Annotated in this window: 9 protein-coding genes and 2 pseudogenes; 7 read left to right on the top strand and 4 right to left on the bottom strand. The window is 54.2% G+C overall.

Annotated features, from left to right (window positions below):
* The first annotated feature begins 194 nt into the window (after window positions 1–194).
* The 3 genes and pseudogenes from FV139_RS19010 to FV139_RS21465 all read left to right on the top strand — a co-directional run.
* Window positions 195–1,175 (top strand): LLM class flavin-dependent oxidoreductase, encoded by a 981-nt coding sequence (locus tag FV139_RS19010; protein ID WP_148070077.1) that lies wholly within the window; start codon window positions 195–197, stop codon window positions 1,173–1,175.
* 238 nt (window positions 1,176–1,413) lie between these two features.
* Window positions 1,414–1,824, top strand: a complete 411-nt coding sequence (locus tag FV139_RS19005; RefSeq protein WP_213004180.1) for a cupin domain-containing protein — start codon at window positions 1,414–1,416, stop codon at window positions 1,822–1,824.
* Window positions 1,825–1,927: 103 nt separating this feature from the next.
* A pseudogene (locus FV139_RS21465) lies at window positions 1,928–2,172 on the top strand (transposase); the annotation flags it as partial.
* Window positions 2,173–2,299: 127 nt separating this feature from the next.
* On the opposite strand, the gene FV139_RS19000 reads toward FV139_RS21465, so the two are convergent.
* From FV139_RS19000 to FV139_RS18990, 3 genes are all read right to left on the bottom strand, one after another.
* On the bottom strand, window positions 2,300–4,654 hold the full coding sequence (locus tag FV139_RS19000) for a TonB-dependent receptor (protein WP_148070075.1): 2,355 nt from the start codon (window positions 4,652–4,654) through the stop codon (window positions 2,300–2,302).
* A gap of 107 nt (window positions 4,655–4,761) precedes the next feature.
* Entirely contained in the window at window positions 4,762–6,027 is a 1,266-nt protein-coding gene (locus FV139_RS18995; protein ID WP_148070074.1) for an MFS transporter, read from the bottom strand.
* Window positions 6,028–6,123: 96 nt separating this feature from the next.
* Window positions 6,124–7,866 (bottom strand): N-acyl-D-amino-acid deacylase family protein, encoded by a 1,743-nt coding sequence (locus FV139_RS18990; RefSeq protein ID WP_148070073.1) that lies wholly within the window; start codon window positions 7,864–7,866, stop codon window positions 6,124–6,126.
* Window positions 7,867–8,030: 164 nt separating this feature from the next.
* Here FV139_RS18990 and araC point away from each other — a divergent pair, with 164 nt between their 5' ends.
* Both araC and FV139_RS18980 read left to right on the top strand, forming a co-directional pair.
* Complete coding sequence (gene araC, locus FV139_RS18985; protein WP_148070072.1) at window positions 8,031–9,140, top strand: arabinose operon transcriptional regulator AraC; 1,110 nt, start codon at window positions 8,031–8,033, stop codon at window positions 9,138–9,140.
* A 429-nt stretch (window positions 9,141–9,569) separates the two neighbouring features.
* The gene (locus FV139_RS18980) at window positions 9,570–11,942 is read left to right on the top strand and encodes a TonB-dependent receptor (protein WP_148070071.1); all 2,373 of its coding nucleotides are present in this window, start codon (window positions 9,570–9,572) and stop codon (window positions 11,940–11,942) included.
* A gap of 103 nt (window positions 11,943–12,045) precedes the next feature.
* Here FV139_RS18980 and FV139_RS18975 read toward each other — a convergent pair.
* Window positions 12,046–12,168: pseudogene (locus tag FV139_RS18975) on the bottom strand (transposase); the annotation flags it as partial.
* Window positions 12,169–12,303: 135 nt separating this feature from the next.
* Here FV139_RS18975 and FV139_RS18970 point away from each other — a divergent pair.
* Entirely contained in the window at window positions 12,304–13,905 is a 1,602-nt protein-coding gene (locus tag FV139_RS18970) for a flavin-containing monooxygenase (RefSeq protein WP_148070070.1), read from the top strand.
* A gap of 71 nt (window positions 13,906–13,976) precedes the next feature.
* Window positions 13,977–15,479, top strand: a complete 1,503-nt coding sequence (locus tag FV139_RS18965; RefSeq protein WP_148070069.1) for an FAD-dependent oxidoreductase — start codon at window positions 13,977–13,979, stop codon at window positions 15,477–15,479.
* The last annotated feature ends 448 nt before the right edge of the window (window positions 15,480–15,927 follow it).

Genomic DNA, 15,927 nt, shown 5'->3' with positions numbered 1-15,927 from the left:
TTGCGAGGGAATTCCATCAAAACTCCAGTCGCCGAGAACAGACTGGACGAAAGATCGCGTGTCATACAATTTGACGATCCACCTGCGAGCTGGCTGGACCGATAACTCGACGCGGCGGGCTTATCTGAACCGCATTGGCAGCCAGCGTTCCGCTAGCTCCCGTGTGACTGCATATTTTTTAAGGACAAGTTTTTATGAAGATTTCTCTTGGTGTTCCGCCCGGCCCTCACGCTCGGCCGCTGGCCCAGCATGCGGAAAATCTCGGCTATGATCGTATTTGGCTGTTTGATTCTGCTGCGATTTATGAGGACATCTGGATTCATCTGGCGCAGATTGCCGAAGCAACCAACAGGATTGGCCTGGGCACATCCGTTTTGGTTCCCAGTCTGCGCCACGTAATGTCCACGGCGTCCGCTATAGCAACAATAGAACGACTGGCGCCGGGGCGGCTCGCTTGTGGATGGGGTACCGGCATGACCGCGCGTCACACGCTGGGACAGAAGGCACTCACCTGGAAGTATACACGGACCTACATCGAGCAGATTCGCGCGTTGCTGCTTGGGGAAACTGTCGAGATAGAAGGGCAGCCCTGCAAGATGATGCACCATCCCGCCATGGGCAAGGAAAGGCCGATAGAGGTACCCCACATTATTTCTGCCTTTGGTCCAAAGGGAGTCGCGATAGCCCGTGAGATCGGTGACGGCTGGATTGGATCGATGGACCCGCCCGAGCCATTTGACTGGGCGGTGAGGATGCTGCCTGGCACTGTGCTTGACCCAGGGGAATCGCCCTATTCGGAACGGGTCTTCAATTCAGCCGGAGTCTGGCACAGCGGTGTCTGGCATTCTACGTGGGAATGGGATCGGGATACTCTGCCCTCCATTCCAGGAGGAGCTGCTTTTCTGAAAAGCATCGAGCAGAATCCGGTGGAGCCAAAGTATTTCTCTGTACACCAGAACCACATGACCCATCTCAACGAAGCAGATCGTTGTGCTTATGCCTCTATCGATGGAAAACCCGAATGGAGCGTTTGGGTAGGTGAGGCCGATCAAATTCTGGAAAAAGCTCAGGAGGCCCAGGCCAATGGGGTGTCGGATCTGTTGTTCACCCCGGCAGGCGACTACCTCCGTGAGGCCGAGGCCTTCTATAATGCCGTGAAGTCTCTTCAGCGATGAGAACTCCCTGTCCCGGTATTCATCGGCAACCGTGATCACGGTTGGATACTAGCGTCCAGGACCTGGCGACGGCACAACCGATACAAAACCTGACGATATATTATTCTCTGTGCAGGTGAATACGATAGTCGTCCTGAGGGAAAGATTGCAGTTCACAGCTTTAATGTAGGCTTAAAGTGAGGATGGAAAAATGAGAAGGATAGTCACGGAGAACGGTCCGGACGGAAAATCTCGCATCATGCGAATCGACGAACTGCCTGCGCACAGCGACATCTGGGAGAGCGATAGCGACAATCCTCTGGGCTTTCTTCCTCGCCCTGATTCTCTTGGGAGCCTGGATTTCCTGTCCGGTGGGGTAAAGGTGATGAGTCTTAATCTTCCGACTGATGCCGATATGGTGGAGTATTTGAAGGATGGGATACCGGGGCATGATGAACATGGCTTTCATCGCACGCCGACACTGGATATCCTCATTTTGCTGGAAGGTGAGCTCAGCTTGGAACTTGACGATGGCCTCACTTCGATGAAGCCTGGCGACGTCGTAGTCCAGAGGAACACTAACCATGCCTGGCGCAATACGGGCGATAAGCCGGCGCGTTGTTTCTCAGTAATATGCTCGCCTGTAAATGGGCTGAACACAGAGCGCTAAAATCGAGGGCCTCGAGACTCTAACTAAATCTGTGTAACTGCCTGTCATTCGCCCAGTCACTGGGTGAGGATAGGCAATATGATTGAAGCAATAACTCGAAACGATTGCCCATGCAGCCGCCAGGAACATCAAGACGGAAGCCGATCTCAACGAGTTTCCGCAGATGCTGAGCAAAAACACCGTCGAAACTGCCTTGAATGCCGAGTTCGATGAGCATCTGTGCTATGCCTAGGGCGGGCACTCCGCTGCCAAGAACAGCCGCAATGGCTACATCAGCAAGACCCTGCAGACCGGAGCGAGGAGAGGCAGTTCGTGATCGACACACCCCGCGATCGGGCCGGCAGATTCACTCACGATTCGACCGGCCTCATCGTAGATCCCGCCACTGCGCCAGACAGCGTAGCCAGCATGTTAGGGGCGCCCACGGCCTCATCGTGTACTCCGCGGGTTCCCCAAGATGTATTACACGCTATCGCTAATAGATGAAACTGAAATCAACTCCGTAGGTCCGTGGCCTGGAATAGATTCCGGTTATGTTTAACACTTCGTTCCCATAGACGTTGACGTCGTCCTCATCAAGCAGGTTCCTCGCCCAGAGAGACACATCTATCTTACCGGAGCCTGCGGGGACCGATGCCAGTCCAGCTCGGAGGTCGACCAGCCAGTAGGCATCCCGCATAGATAGCCGGTCGATTTCGGGATAACCGCTCGCGATACTGAGGTTCTCAGCCTCGGATGAATAGCGCGAATCCAGTCGCATGAATGGTGTTCCCCCGAACAGTGTTTCTGGCAGGTCGTACTGCAGTGAGATTCTACCGTTCAGATCAGGGGCCCGGATGTGGCGTACGTCGTCTGAAATGTCCACGCCGTTGCGCAGATATTCCTTGTATTTAAAGTCGAACCAGCCAAGAGAAGCGCTAGCGGTAAGACCGTCCACGATGACTGTATCCAGTTCCAGTTCCAGGCCGGAAACTTCCACCTGTCCCGCATTCTCGAAACGTTGCTTGCCGTCGTTGAAGGTTTGTACCTGAAGATCCTCGTAGTCCATGAAAAAGGCCGCTGCATTCAACCGCAGGCGATTGTCGAGAAACTGGGACTTGAGGCCGATCTCGTAGTTTGTCATCTCCTCGGGGTCGTAGGGAATGCCGTTCATAATCCCGCCGGCGGCAAAACCAGTGCCTACCTTGGCATAGCTCATAACGTCTTCCGCCCAGCGGTAGTTCAGGATCACGGTGTAGTTGGTCTTGCCGTAGTCGAGATCATAGATACCTTCGTCCAAATCGCCCGCGCCTGCCGCGGCCCCGGCCTCAATCAGATTGAACTCCCTCTTGTCCTCGGTACGGCGCAGGCCAAGGGTAAAGTCGAGTTGATCGGAAACACGCCAGGTACCCTGGACAAATGCAGCAAATGATTCATTTTTGTTGTCCGAGTTATTCACGCCGTTGCCGAATATCGGGTCCAAAAAGGAAGGACGGACTACGCCGTTTTCGACGGGTTGCAGTACGCCGAGTACATTGTGTGAACTTGATTCCTCCCGAAAATAGAACCCTCCTGCAACAATATCAAAGCGATCAGCGGTCCAGGTAAGTTGCAGTTCCTGGCTCACCTGATCCTGTTCCAGTGCGCGAGCAGTCAGGATACTGAAGAACGAATCATTGGGCCCCGGTGGGTTGGCGAGGATACCCGGAATATCCCCGGCAAAAAGCGCTGCCATCTGTGTAGTGGTGAATTTCCATCCACCTGTGCCACCCAGATCATAGATGGCCGGGTCCTGTTCCATCTCGCGATAGGCCGTGATGCTCTTCAGGTTGAGTTGTTCGTTTATGTCCCAGGTCAGGGTCAGGTTGTGACCAGAGATGTCGAGTTGTTCCTCACTGGTGGCGGCAGCTACATTGCCGAGGGGTTTGCTACTCAGGTTGGTGATACCGCCATACAGTGGCTGGAATGCGTTGATCGCAGACATCAATGGCGCGGTTGCTCCAACAATACCAAGTTGCTGTGTCGGTGTGCCTACAGTAGTGCTATCCGTGTAGTCAAAGCGGTAGTCAAACATCACACTATCGCTTACGTCCAGTTGTGCGCCAACCATGACGGCGTCAGATTCCTTGCCACCCAGTTTGTCGGCATACTTCAGGACGCCCATCGCCCGATCTCGTAAGCGAAGATCGATTGTTTGGCCACCAATCAGGTTATCGGAATAGCCTTCCTGCTCGTCGTGCAGATAACTTACTTTCAAGCGCAACGGTCCGAACGCAGGCAGATCAAGTGTCGAACGGCTGCGCAGCATGTCGTAGTTACCAAAGGTGAAATCCTGCTTGAATCCCAATTGGCCGGTGGGCGCGGCGGTAATAATACTAATGGCACCGCCAGTGGCATTGCGGCCGAACAGCGTACCCTGGGGACCCCGCAGCACCTCGACCCGCTCGATGTCTGCCAGATCAAAAATCGAACCAACGGTACGACCGATGTAGACTCCGTCCAGATAGGTGGCAATTTTTGGATCCACCGCCGCGTCGGCGACTGCGGAAGAGACCCCGCGTATGTTAATATGAGGGAGCGTACCGCGCCCCTGTTGCTGCACGTTGAGATTGGGGGCGAGATTACTCAAGCCCTCAACATTGGTGACCCGGAACGCCCTGAGGGTATCGGCTGTAAGTGCGGTCACTGCAATGGGCACCGCCTGCAGGTTTTGCTCACGCTTTTGTGCCGTGACGATAACTTCCTCCAGGGCACCATTGCTCCTGGCTATATCCTGTGCCACAGAGCCCTGCGCTAGAATCAGCGTCGCACTTGATACCAGGGTAAAAACTGGCAGTCGGTTAATTTTCATGGAGTCTCCTTATTATTTCACTTGAGATTTATGAATATGTTCAGTCGATGCAGCCGCTAGTTAGCGCAATCCCTGGGTGGCTACCAAAAGTCCAGAGTCCAATGGTCTCAGCCTGGAGCCAACGCTTGGTGGCGCTCTCGTCGGCTCACGAAAGCCATACAGATGGCAGCAATGATGAGACCGCCGATCAAAAATGAGATCGGCACGCGATAGCTTCCAGTATGCTCTCGCAACACTCCGACGAGCGGCGAGAGTCCAAATAGGAAAGGCAGTGTGGTCAGGCTGGTCAAACCACTGACGGCGGCAAACCGCTGCCGGCCATATATACGCACTACCACGACAGCCTTGGCGGTGAGGAATCCACCCAGGCAGATACCTATCAGAACGGCGTCCACCACCAGCAGCGGATACGAGACGGGAGCAACCAGGATAAACCACACAACGGCCTGAAGCAGGGCATTGCCCATCAGGACCCGCGACGCGTTGAAGCGGTCTGCAAGAACGCCGTGCAACAGTGAACCGACCATTGCAGAGCCGCCCGAAATTGCCAGTAACAGAGTCGCCTGCTTGAGGGACCAGTGGTTTTCGACGATCAGGGGAACCAGATGGGTGTTTTTCGAAATACCTGCCCCCACCACAAGCCCCGTAGCCAGGATCAACGGAAGAAACGCCGGGTTTCCGATTATCTCATACAGCATCGGCGTTACTTTGCGTGTTGTCGCGCTGGCAAGTGCATCAGCCCGTGGGCCGCTCGTTGCAGAATCGAGATCTTCCGGGCCATCCGAAACGAATAGCAGCAGGGGAAGTATGACGAGATACCCGGTGGCAATGAGCCACAAAATACGTTCCAGGCCCAGCGTCGGAAGCAGGTTTACAACCACCAAAGGCACAAGAGTAATAGCTACCGGCATCATCACCAGTCCGAGGACCAGGCCCTGGCGACGTGTGTACCAGTTATTGACCAGTGTAATAGCCGGTATATTGCCCAATAAACTGACTCCCGGCCCTATCAACAGGCCAAAGCACCCCAGCATCGCCAGGAAACTGCTGGAATGCGCGAGTCCGGCAAAGCCGCAAGCACTCAACAGGGCCCCGGCCACCATTACCGCCCGAATACTTACACGGCCCAACAGGCTGCCGATGATAGGTGCCAGCAATCCCGTGGTGAGCACAACAAGAGAAAAGGCTATTGAGATTTGTGCCCTGCCAACGGCGGTGCGTTGCTCGAACTCCAACACCAGCACACCAAATGAGCCATAACACAATCCGGTAGCAGTGTTCTGCGCCATAAAGGCGGTGAACGCCATGAACGGAGCACGGCGATCTACCGTGTCTACCGGGGTTACGGCAGCAGCCGGACTTATCTCGGACATAACAAATCGCTGTTAGAATTATTGAATAAACGCTGTTAAAAAAACCGGGTGATCGGCAGGTTCCAGTTACCTGCCGAGTTTGAATAGAGCGACAACCTAGCCTGGTCGCAGCATCAGCCCGGGGCGTTCTCCGGTCGGCGCACCGTCCAGGAATGTCGCCACTCCATTCACCAGCGTGGCCCGCACGGGAGCGGCATCTCTGGTCCAGCGCCACGTGTTAGTGCCATCACCCTTCGGCACGTCATACACGCGTTTCATGTCCCGCTCCTGAATTTCGTCCATGTTGAACACGGTAACATCGGCTCGCTTTCCGACTTCCAGTACACCTCTATCCTTGAAATTGAAGTGCTTTGCGACTTTTCCGGAGAGGTTGTGGATAGCCTCTTCCAATGTGATGCGACCGGTATCGCGCACATAATTGGTTATGAGTTTGATATTCTCACCGCCGCCACACAGCATTTGTCCGTGCGCACCGGCGTCGCTGATATTGCCGACAGCAAACGGATCCCGTAGCAGTCGAATGACCATGTCATCATCCTTCTCGAACGGGGGCATGGTGACTGTCGATTCCAGGCCGTTGGCGAGTAGCCATTCCGCCATCGCATCCGACGGATGCTCGGCACCAACCTGTTCCATATACTCGCCCAAGGTCAGATTGGTAGGGCCAACACCGTTATCCGAATTCATCAGCATAAGTTGTCGGGCACTGGCTGGCCGGAACGGGGAAAACTCAAAGGACTCGTTATCCCATGACGTCTGTGCGCGAGCACGCCATGCAGGATCCCGCAGCAGTAACTCCTTCGCTTCATCGGTTTCGGCATCGACAACTTCGTTCCACACGTATTCATTGGACTGGGCGAATATCAATGAATTCTGGATACCAATGGTGTTGGTGATGGAGACATGGGAGAAGCCAGTCCAGAAATCACGGCCTTCGCTTTTCAGCTTCTCGTGCAGTTCGACAAGAGGCGCCTGTACCCCCATGAGATCACGCTGGAAAACCAGGGTAGGTAAGCCGGCCCACTGCACCCGAAGATCGAGATCTTCCGTTAAATCGGCAACACGCTGCAACATCTGTGGCGCAGTCATCGAGCGGAAAGTGTCGACAATTACCTGGCAGCATCCGTCCGGGTACTTCGCTGCCACTTCAAACAGGGCGCGCAGTTCTGCATCGTCAGCCTTGAGACTGGGTACCGGACGGTTTTCCCCGTCATGATCGAACAAATTTGAAGACATGCCGAGAGCGCCAGCCGCCATGGCCTCATCCAGCATTGACGCCATGCGTTCTACTTCTTCCGCAGTCGCCGCTCTTTCCCATGCGTCCAGCCCCATCACGGCCAGACGCAGGGCAATATGCCCAACGAATGCGCTGTAGTTGGTCGGGACTGTGACGTTTTTTTCCATCGAAGCCTTGTACTCCGACCAGCTATGCCAGTCCCATGGCAGTTCAGAGAAAAACGGCCCTGAGGGGATGTCCTCAAAAAATGAGAAGATGCCAACCAGGTCCTTCCGTGCTGCAGCGTCGTCACTGATCGGGGCTATACCAAAGCCACAATTTCCCATTACCGAAGTAGTTACGCCAAATCCCGGCAGGGGGTCCATAGAAGGATCCCACCAGATAGCGGCGTCGAAGTGCGTATGCGTCTCGATAAATCCCGGTGAGACGATACAGTCAGCTGCGTCGAGGACTTTTTCATCGATCGCTGCGTTCAGGTCAGTCCCGATTTCGACAATCAGGCCATCACAAATTCGTACATCAGCCGGGTAGGCCGGGCTACCGCTTCCATCGACGACGGTGCCGCCTTGTATTAGCCAGGACTGCGCTTTTTGTGCAGACATAGGGACATCCTCAATTAAGCTCGGTGAACACTGACGACAGCTCTTATTCGTATACTGCCGTCACTAACAAATTGCTTGCAGGCAACTTCCAATAGAGGACAATAAGCCTGTTTCACTACTCTATGTATAACGATTTAGCCTTTAACTTGGACTAAACGCGCAAAATGACCAGTATCTGCACCGCTGCCCAACTGATATTTCGCCTGACTACCCTGCAGCCGATAGATGAGGAACTGCTCGAGGGAGCTGCCAGTTACTTTGCGAATACAGAATCACCGGTAGCCCCCACACTGTTTCGCTACTGGTTCACTCAGGTGCATCAGACGATTCGCCAACAACCCGAGCTGCTCCGAATTGGCGAATACTGGCAAGACAGGATGAGTGGACGAAAGGAGTTCAGCATCGCGGAAGCGGAAGAGCTCCATCGCGAGTTTTTCGCCGCGCTACAAAAGGGTAAGTTGACTTCTCAGGCCATTGTCTGTGGGTTGGCAGAACGCAGGGCAAACGGGCCTTTCGACTATGAAATCTCACACAACAACCGGCTAGCCGGATGGGGATTGATGTACACCGTCGCCGGGGAAGCGTGTTTTCGTTGCGGTATCCGGGACACGCAGACAGGACCTGGCGATGCTTTACTGGTCTCCCCGAATGCACTTTTTACCCTTCAACGGTCGACGCAATGTGCATCATGGAGTCACTACTGGATCAGCTTTCAGCCCAAGACGCACTGGCGCCAGTACCTTGAATGGCAGCCCTTCGGGCCTGATGCCTATATTCTGAGCATCCCGCGCGAGGGGCAGTCTGTCATACGTTCAGCGTTCGACGCACTGAATAAAACATCGTCGAGCAAGTCAAGATACAAAGTAGAGCTCGAAAACAACTTGATGGAACATTTGTTGTTACGCTTGGCCGAGTTCTCGGACACTGATCGCTCCGCGGTTCTGGATGCCCGTGTACAAGAGGCGCAACGGTACATTTCCGAGAACTTCGATAAGGAGTTTACTGTCAGGGAGGTAGCGGATCACGTGCACATGTCCAGCTCCCGGCTCACAAGTCTCTTCAAAAAGCAGACAGGCTTGAGCATTTTCGGATGGCGCGATGAGAAACGGCTGACACGCGCGGCAAAACTGCTGCGCTCAGGCAAGCTGAGCGTTGCAGAAGTCGGCAGACAAATCGGAATCCAGGATGCCGCGTACTTCTCGCGGCTTTTTCGGCGCTATGTTGGCAGCAGCCCACGAGCTTATCGCCAGGGCGGGAAAGAAAATTCCAGTTAGTGCGATACCAGCAGTCGTACTGTATCAGATTTATCTTGACCGGCCGAATTCCCCACCTTATATTGAGCGCATAAAGGTACGCAGACCACATATGCGTTACCAGTGTTGTATGGCATAGCATCGATTTCCAAACGCCTTGATTCTCAGTCTTTTGTGTTTCGAAACAAACGATCGGCCTGATAGCTGGCATTGTCCCGGTATCCACGGATACGAGTTTTGACGATCGAAGCCTGGGAAACCAAATCAGCTTTTAAGCGCTGTGTGCGAAATGTAATCGACAGGTGTAGGTCACGTGTCTCAATTGGAGCGCGAAGGGAGCAGTTTTTTGTTGAATCAAGTCCCAATGCTCGAAGTAGTAGGGATGGTGTGATCGAAGAGTCGGGTTCCAATTCAATGTAAGCGATCTGGATTATAAAAATAGAGGGTTATATGAGCATTTTTTCGTATCGAAAATCGGCAATCGCAGCTGCGGTAAGTGCATCGCTTTGTACGCATTACACTTCAACAGCATTTGCGCAGATTGAAGAGGTGATCGTCACCGCACAAAAACGTGAGGAGAACCTGCAGGATATTCCGGTCGCCGTAACAGCACTTACATCGAAGCAGATTCAGGAGCAGAGGATTCAGGGAGTCACCGATCTGGGCTCGAAGATTCCGAGTCTAGTCGTAAGAGAGGACCTGAGCGGTAATGTTCCACTTATTACCATGAGGGGGTCACTGGCGGCTAACCCATCGAATCCCATTGCCGACAAGAGCGTGTCCTTCTACATGGACGGGGTTTACCTGGGAAACATGAACACACTCATGTTCGACGTTAGCGATATCGAGCGGATCGAGGTAATTCGTGGACCGGCGGGTACATTGTTTGGTACTAACTCGACGGCAGGCGCGGTGAATTACATTACCGCAACCCCCAGTGGAGAATTTTCTGCACGGCAGGAATTAAGCTATGCGCGATTCGATTCTCTCCGCAGCAAAACCCGAATTGATCTACCGGAATGGAAGGGACTAAGTATATCAGCCACCTATCTCTACAATGATCGGGGTAGCGATGTCCGTAACGCCAATAGGCAGACGTGGGAAGTCAATGGAGCGAGTCTTAACAAAGAGCGTACGGTCACGTCCGCCCGCGAACTTGGTTGGACAAAAACTGAGGCGTTCAGCGGTGCCATACATTACGAGCCCTTCGATGGGTTGGGTATGGATTACAAATTTAACTATATGGAGTGGCGTAGTCCCGGGCCTGCTAGCCAAATAATTGGTTTTTCAGGCGGGCCGGGCGGGGTTGCAGCTCGCGATATTATCGCCGCGCAGACATTTTTTGGTGGCCCCACCCTCAGTGATTATGTCCAGCAGGAACGCTCGAGCACCGTCTACAACGACATGACCTCGGTCCATGATAACAAAATCGTGTCACATTTTCTGTCTGCCGAATATCAAGCAAACGATTATCTAACAATCAAGAATATCGCGGGCTGGCGTTCTGTTGACCGTGGTTATCGGCTCAACCAACTGGATGGTGCGGGTGGCGTGGTTCTGCCGGACGCGACCGGATCGCTGCAGCCGTTCTCGATTCTGTCATTCAATGCTGCGTCTCAAGAGGAACAGTTCAGTAATGAGACCCAGTTTATCGTTGACACCAATGCTCTAAGCCTTACCGCCGGTCTTTTTTACTATAGTCGCGAAACCGATCCGGGTACCTATGTATCCAGCGTTTTTCCATTCACAAGTCTTGCGAACAATGTCATTCCCCTAAGTTTCACCGGGAGTCAACGCGATACCTTTTATCGTTCGCGCCAGGCCGCTGGTTACGGACAGGCGACCTATCATTTGACTGACCGGATCGACGTCACCGGCGGTGTTCGCTATACGCAGGACGCCAAAACTATATTCGATGGTACTAACGAACCTGGCAATACGTTCGACTATGATGAAGGTAATGCTACCTGGCTCGCCAGCATTTCATATAACCATGATGAAAGCACGATGGTATACGCCAAGTACACAACCGGTTTCGTAGCAGGTGGGCTCTCTGCGCTACAGGCGTCCGTTGTTGATCCAGCAACGGGCGAGTCGATTCTCGCATCTGTCTCATCCGAGTACAAAAAGGAGGAAGCTGAATCTACAGAAGTAGGTGTTAAGGCCGACTTTTTCGGCAGCATACTGCGCACTAATTTCGCACTCTATCACGTGGAATATGACAATCTTCAGCAGTCGCAGCCGATCCAGCTTTCGGTAGTCGTTCCCAGTGGCGCGATTGTCCCGTTCAGCAGCTTTGCAACCACCAATGCAGGAAAAGTGCGTAACTATGGAATTGAGTATGAGATCAACGCGATACCGGTTGAAGGCCTAATGCTCAGCGCGCTGGGTGCGTATAATGATTTCAAGATGATAGAGAGCCCACCAGGTATTGATTATGGCATTATCCGGCCAGAGTTTACCGCCAATCTGGGTGCGGAGTACTCATTCGCAGTCGGTGCAGGAATGTCGCTCAGTTTTCGCGCCGATGCTGAGTATATGTCCAGCATTGCAAGCGCCTACCAACGTCTGAGCACATCGCCCGCTCTACCTGAGAATGTACGTGCGAACGATATTCTATTTCAGGATCCTCGCTGGCTGTTGCACGCACGAGCGACGCTCAGCGATATACCGCTGGGTGGAGCCACCGGAAGGCTGTCTATTTGGGGTCGTAACTTGACTGACGAGCAGCGGATAAGCGCATCTGGGGACCTGGGGACTACGTATACCGCTGTATTCGAAAATCCCGTCAGCTATGGTGTGGATTTTACTGTGGAATTCTAAACTATAGCTTTGCCACTGAGTATGACCCAGGGGCTTCCCGCAGCCAGTGAGAGAACTCCAACTCCAGGCCGCCTTTTCCGAGTCCGCTGGTGATTGAGAGTTCGTCGTACATTTCCTTGAACGTGGTGACCATCTCCCGGGTGGTCATACCCTGGGTGCATAGAAACTGTATTTTGTCATCCATCGAGGTGAAGCGGCGTTGGTGCTTCTTGACCACCTGCGGTTCAGGGTTTTGTAAGGTGACGTTGCAGAAGTAGGACCCTAACAGGTAGACAGGCATGGATTAATTCGCGAGGAAACGTGACGGGATCCCGTAAGTCTTAACGGATTAGCGAGTTCCATTTGAACGAGCAGTTATAAGATGAATAGTGCAGAAATTGAAACAGTAGACGTCGTTGTTGTCGGCGCCGGATTCTCCGGCATGTATGCGATTCACCGCCTCCGCGACTACAAGGTTGTGTGTTTTGAGGCTGGCGATGGTGTTGGGGGAACGTGGTACTGGAACCGTTACCCGGGAGCCCGGGTCGACATTGAGAGTGTCGAATACTCCTACGGATTTGACGAATCTCTACAGCAGGAGTGGAGCTGGCCAGAATACTTCTCCGCTCAGCCAGATCTGGAACGCTATGCAAATCATGTCGCAGATCGCTTCAACCTTCGCCAACATATCCGATTTTCCAATCCCGTCACAAGGCTGGCTTTCGACGAAGCCAGAGAGCGATGGAATGTTTATACAGAAGCTGGCGATCACGTAGTTTGCCGGTTTGTGATAGCTGCGACTGGCAGCCTTACAGCGCCGAATTCTCCGCCGTGGCCAGGTCGTGAAAAGTTCTGTGGAGACATCTACCACACTGCTCGGTGGCCTGCCGAAGGAGTGGACTTCTCCGGCAAACGTGTGGGATTTATCGGGACCGGGTCGACTGGAATACAGGCGATGCCAATTATCGCTAGGCAAGCGAAGGAACTATACGTATTCCAGCGTACACCGGCCTATTGCATGCCCTCGGGAAACCGGCCGCTCGACAAGGAGCACGAACGGGACTGGAAGGCGAACTACGCGACGCGGCGCGAACAGATGCTCGATACTTATGGAGCGTCGCTGGTCGAGTATCCTGAATATTCTGCTCATGACTGTACGCCGGAAGATCGCGAGAAAATCCTCGAGAAGGCGTGGAACTCAAAAAGCGCGTTCCAGTTGCTGTTTGCCTTTAGCGACGTCATGACCGATGCCGAAGCCAATGAAATGGTGTGTGAATTTGTCCGCCGAAAGATTCGATCGATTGTGAAGAATCCCAAGACTGCCGACTTGCTATGTCCGAAAACCTACCCGATCGGAGGCAAGCGACTGTGCATCGGTAATGGATATTTCGAGATGTTCAACCAGGAAAACGTCACGTTGGTGGATGTCAGGGATTCTCCCATCAAGGAGTTCACCGAAACTGGGTTGCTAACCGAGAGAGATCAATACGAACTTGACGTCATCGTTACCGCGACCGGCTTTGATGCCGTCACGGGCGCCATGACTCGAATTGATATTGAGGGTTGCGGTCAGCGAAAACTGGTCGATAAATGGGCGGAAGGACCATCTACCTACCTGGGGGCAATGGTCGCAGGGTTCCCTAATCTCTTTATGATTCACGGACCTTCCACGCCCGCCGCGCAGGCACAGATGATCACTACAGGTGAGTGGCAGGTGAACTGGACCGCGGACATCATTGACGAAATGATGCATAAAGGTCACGCGCGAATCGATGTGACTGAAAGTGCCGAACAGGAGTGGGCTGACGAAGTGGATATGGTATCTGGCTTGTCGCTGCACAAGTTCGCGGACTCCTGGTACAACGGCAAAAATATCGAAGGTAAAAAGGGCGGCTTCATGGTCTATGTTGGTGGTTTTCCGCGTTTCCGGCTGCTCTGTGAAGAGGCAGTGCAGAGCGGCTACAAAGGTTTTGTCTTTGCCTGAGCTCCTGTCCTGATTGTTGAGGATTTGGAGCAGGGCCTGATATTTAAAAAATAAAACAGGAGTATTCGCTGATGAACGCCAATCTGCCCGTAGACAAGATACGCCCACTACAGTCCGTTGCACGGTTTGATTATGAAACCGATGTCCTTGTTTGCGGCTACGGCGGCGCCGGAGCAGCTGCGGCCCTCGAGGCGGCGCTGGCGGGAGCTCAGGTGTTGGTACTGGAACGCGCCAGTGCCGGGGGTGGCGCGACGGCGATGTCCAGCTGCGAGATGTACCTTGGTGGCAGTGGCGGAACCGCGCTCCAGAAAGCCACCGGCTTTGAGGACTCCACCGAGAACATGGCGGCCTACCTGCGCGAGGCGCTGGGGCCACTTGGCGACGACGAGCGAATCCGCTGCTATGCGGAAGGGGCGGCGGCACACTTCGACTGGGCCGAATCACTGGGCGTGCCATACAAGCGCGCGGCTTTCCTGGAGCGTACCGTGGTGCCGCTCACCGACGAGTCGCTACTGTTCACCGGCAATGAGAAGTCGCACCCCTTCAACCGGGTTGCTGCGCCCGTGCCGCGGGGCCATGTGCCCTCCAGGGAAGGCGATGAGGGTGGCCAGCTGTTCATGAATGCGATTATGGCGCGCGTCAGTGAGGCCGGTGCCGAGGTGCTGGCCGATACCCGCCTGCTGGCGCTGTTGCGGGACGAGCAGGGGGCAATCTGCGGCGCGGTAGCCAAGCGTGAAAACCGGGAAATTTGTATCCGCGCGCATCGGGGAGTGGTGCTGACGACCGGCGGCTTTGTAATGAACCAGGAAATGACCCGCCAGTACCTGCCGGAAATTAACCAGTATGCGGTTCCCTACGGTAGCAGTAATGACATCGGCGATGGCATTGTGCTGGGCCTGGCGGCCGGTGGCCAGGTGATCAACATGGACCAAGCCTTTCTGTCCTTTCCTCTGTATCCGCCAGCAAAACTGACTTACGGTGTGTTGCTCAATGCGCGCGGCGAGCGTTACATCAATGAAGATGCCTACCTGGCGCGCCTGGCCTGGTATTCCTGCCAGCAGCCGGGCCAGAAGTTCTACCTGCTGGTACAGGAGGAGGACTATGCCGCCTCCGACTACCTGGAACGAGCGCCGGTGGTGGCTACTGGCGACACCATTGCGGAAGTTGCCGCCGAGGCGCCTTTCCCCGCCGGCAAACTGGAACAAACCGTGTCTTACTTCAACCAGTACGCGGCGCAGGGCGAGGACCCCCTGTTCCATAAGGCGGCGGAGTGGCTCAAACCTCTGAGCAAGCCGCCCTACGCGCTGGTGGAGTATTCTGCCAATGAGATGCGAGCAGTGATCGTGCCGGGTTCCGCCGGGCCGCTCATGTTCACCCTGGGGGGCTTGAAGACGCGGACGACGGGTGAAGTACTCGATGTGAGTGATAGGCCGATTCCCGGACTCTACGCCGCCGGTCGTGCGACGGCTGGTCTGCCGCGTTCGGGGAAGGGCTACGCCAGCGGCATGTCTGTAGGGGATGCAACGTTCTTTGGCCGCCGTGCCGGACAGGCGGTTGCGGCGCGCAGCATCTGACGCATTCAGGCGGGTGTCAGATCAAGCAGAACGATAGCTGCATGACTGACAGCAGCAGATTGGAGCTGCACAGGTAATAAGGCCGGTGGTTCCCAGTGTCGCTGACCTTGAATATTGGTGAATTTAAATCCACTGCTTTTGCACTTGGGAATGTTAATGAGGCCATAGAAGCGGCCAAAGATAGGTCTGGCGGTCTGCACCATGTATCTCTAGCTCCCTGGAAAATCGAGGGAATTTTCAATCGAGAATAGGCCAGTCTAATTGACGTTAAATTTTACGTCGACTGATCGCGATTTATTCTGGGCCCATAGCTCATTTGCCCCGGTAACGGGGCCTTTTCGGGGCACCAGGAACATTCCCGCCGCAAATAACACTTAGCCCTGAAACCCGCGCCTGGCAAGGCTGTCAGGAGTGCCTTACTTTCTGACTTTCCGCTGAATTGGCTGAT

This window comes from Parahaliea maris (assembly GCF_008064665.1).
Classification (GTDB): domain Bacteria; phylum Pseudomonadota; class Gammaproteobacteria; order Pseudomonadales; family Halieaceae; genus Parahaliea; species Parahaliea maris.
This window is presented reverse-complemented; position numbering and strand designations above follow the sequence as displayed.

What these genes read in the sequence shown, in the direction of transcription:
- araC (WP_148070072.1), top strand. Translation starts at nt 8,031, where the DNA reads ATGACCAGTATCTGCACCGCTGCCCAACTGATATTTCGCCTGACTACC.
- FV139_RS18990 (WP_148070073.1), bottom strand. Translation starts at nt 7,866, where the DNA reads ATGTCTGCACAAAAAGCGCAGTCCTGGCTAATACAAGGCGGCACCGTC.
- FV139_RS19010 (WP_148070077.1), top strand. Translation starts at nt 195, where the DNA reads ATGAAGATTTCTCTTGGTGTTCCGCCCGGCCCTCACGCTCGGCCGCTG.
- FV139_RS18965 (WP_148070069.1), top strand. Translation starts at nt 13,977, where the DNA reads ATGAACGCCAATCTGCCCGTAGACAAGATACGCCCACTACAGTCCGTT.
- FV139_RS18970 (WP_148070070.1), top strand. Translation starts at nt 12,304, where the DNA reads ATGAATAGTGCAGAAATTGAAACAGTAGACGTCGTTGTTGTCGGCGCC.
- FV139_RS19000 (WP_148070075.1), bottom strand. Translation starts at nt 4,654, where the DNA reads ATGAAAATTAACCGACTGCCAGTTTTTACCCTGGTATCAAGTGCGACG.
- FV139_RS19005 (WP_213004180.1), top strand. Translation starts at nt 1,414, where the DNA reads ATGCGAATCGACGAACTGCCTGCGCACAGCGACATCTGGGAGAGCGAT.
- FV139_RS18980 (WP_148070071.1), top strand. Translation starts at nt 9,570, where the DNA reads ATGAGCATTTTTTCGTATCGAAAATCGGCAATCGCAGCTGCGGTAAGT.
- FV139_RS18995 (WP_148070074.1), bottom strand. Translation starts at nt 6,027, where the DNA reads ATGTCCGAGATAAGTCCGGCTGCTGCCGTAACCCCGGTAGACACGGTA.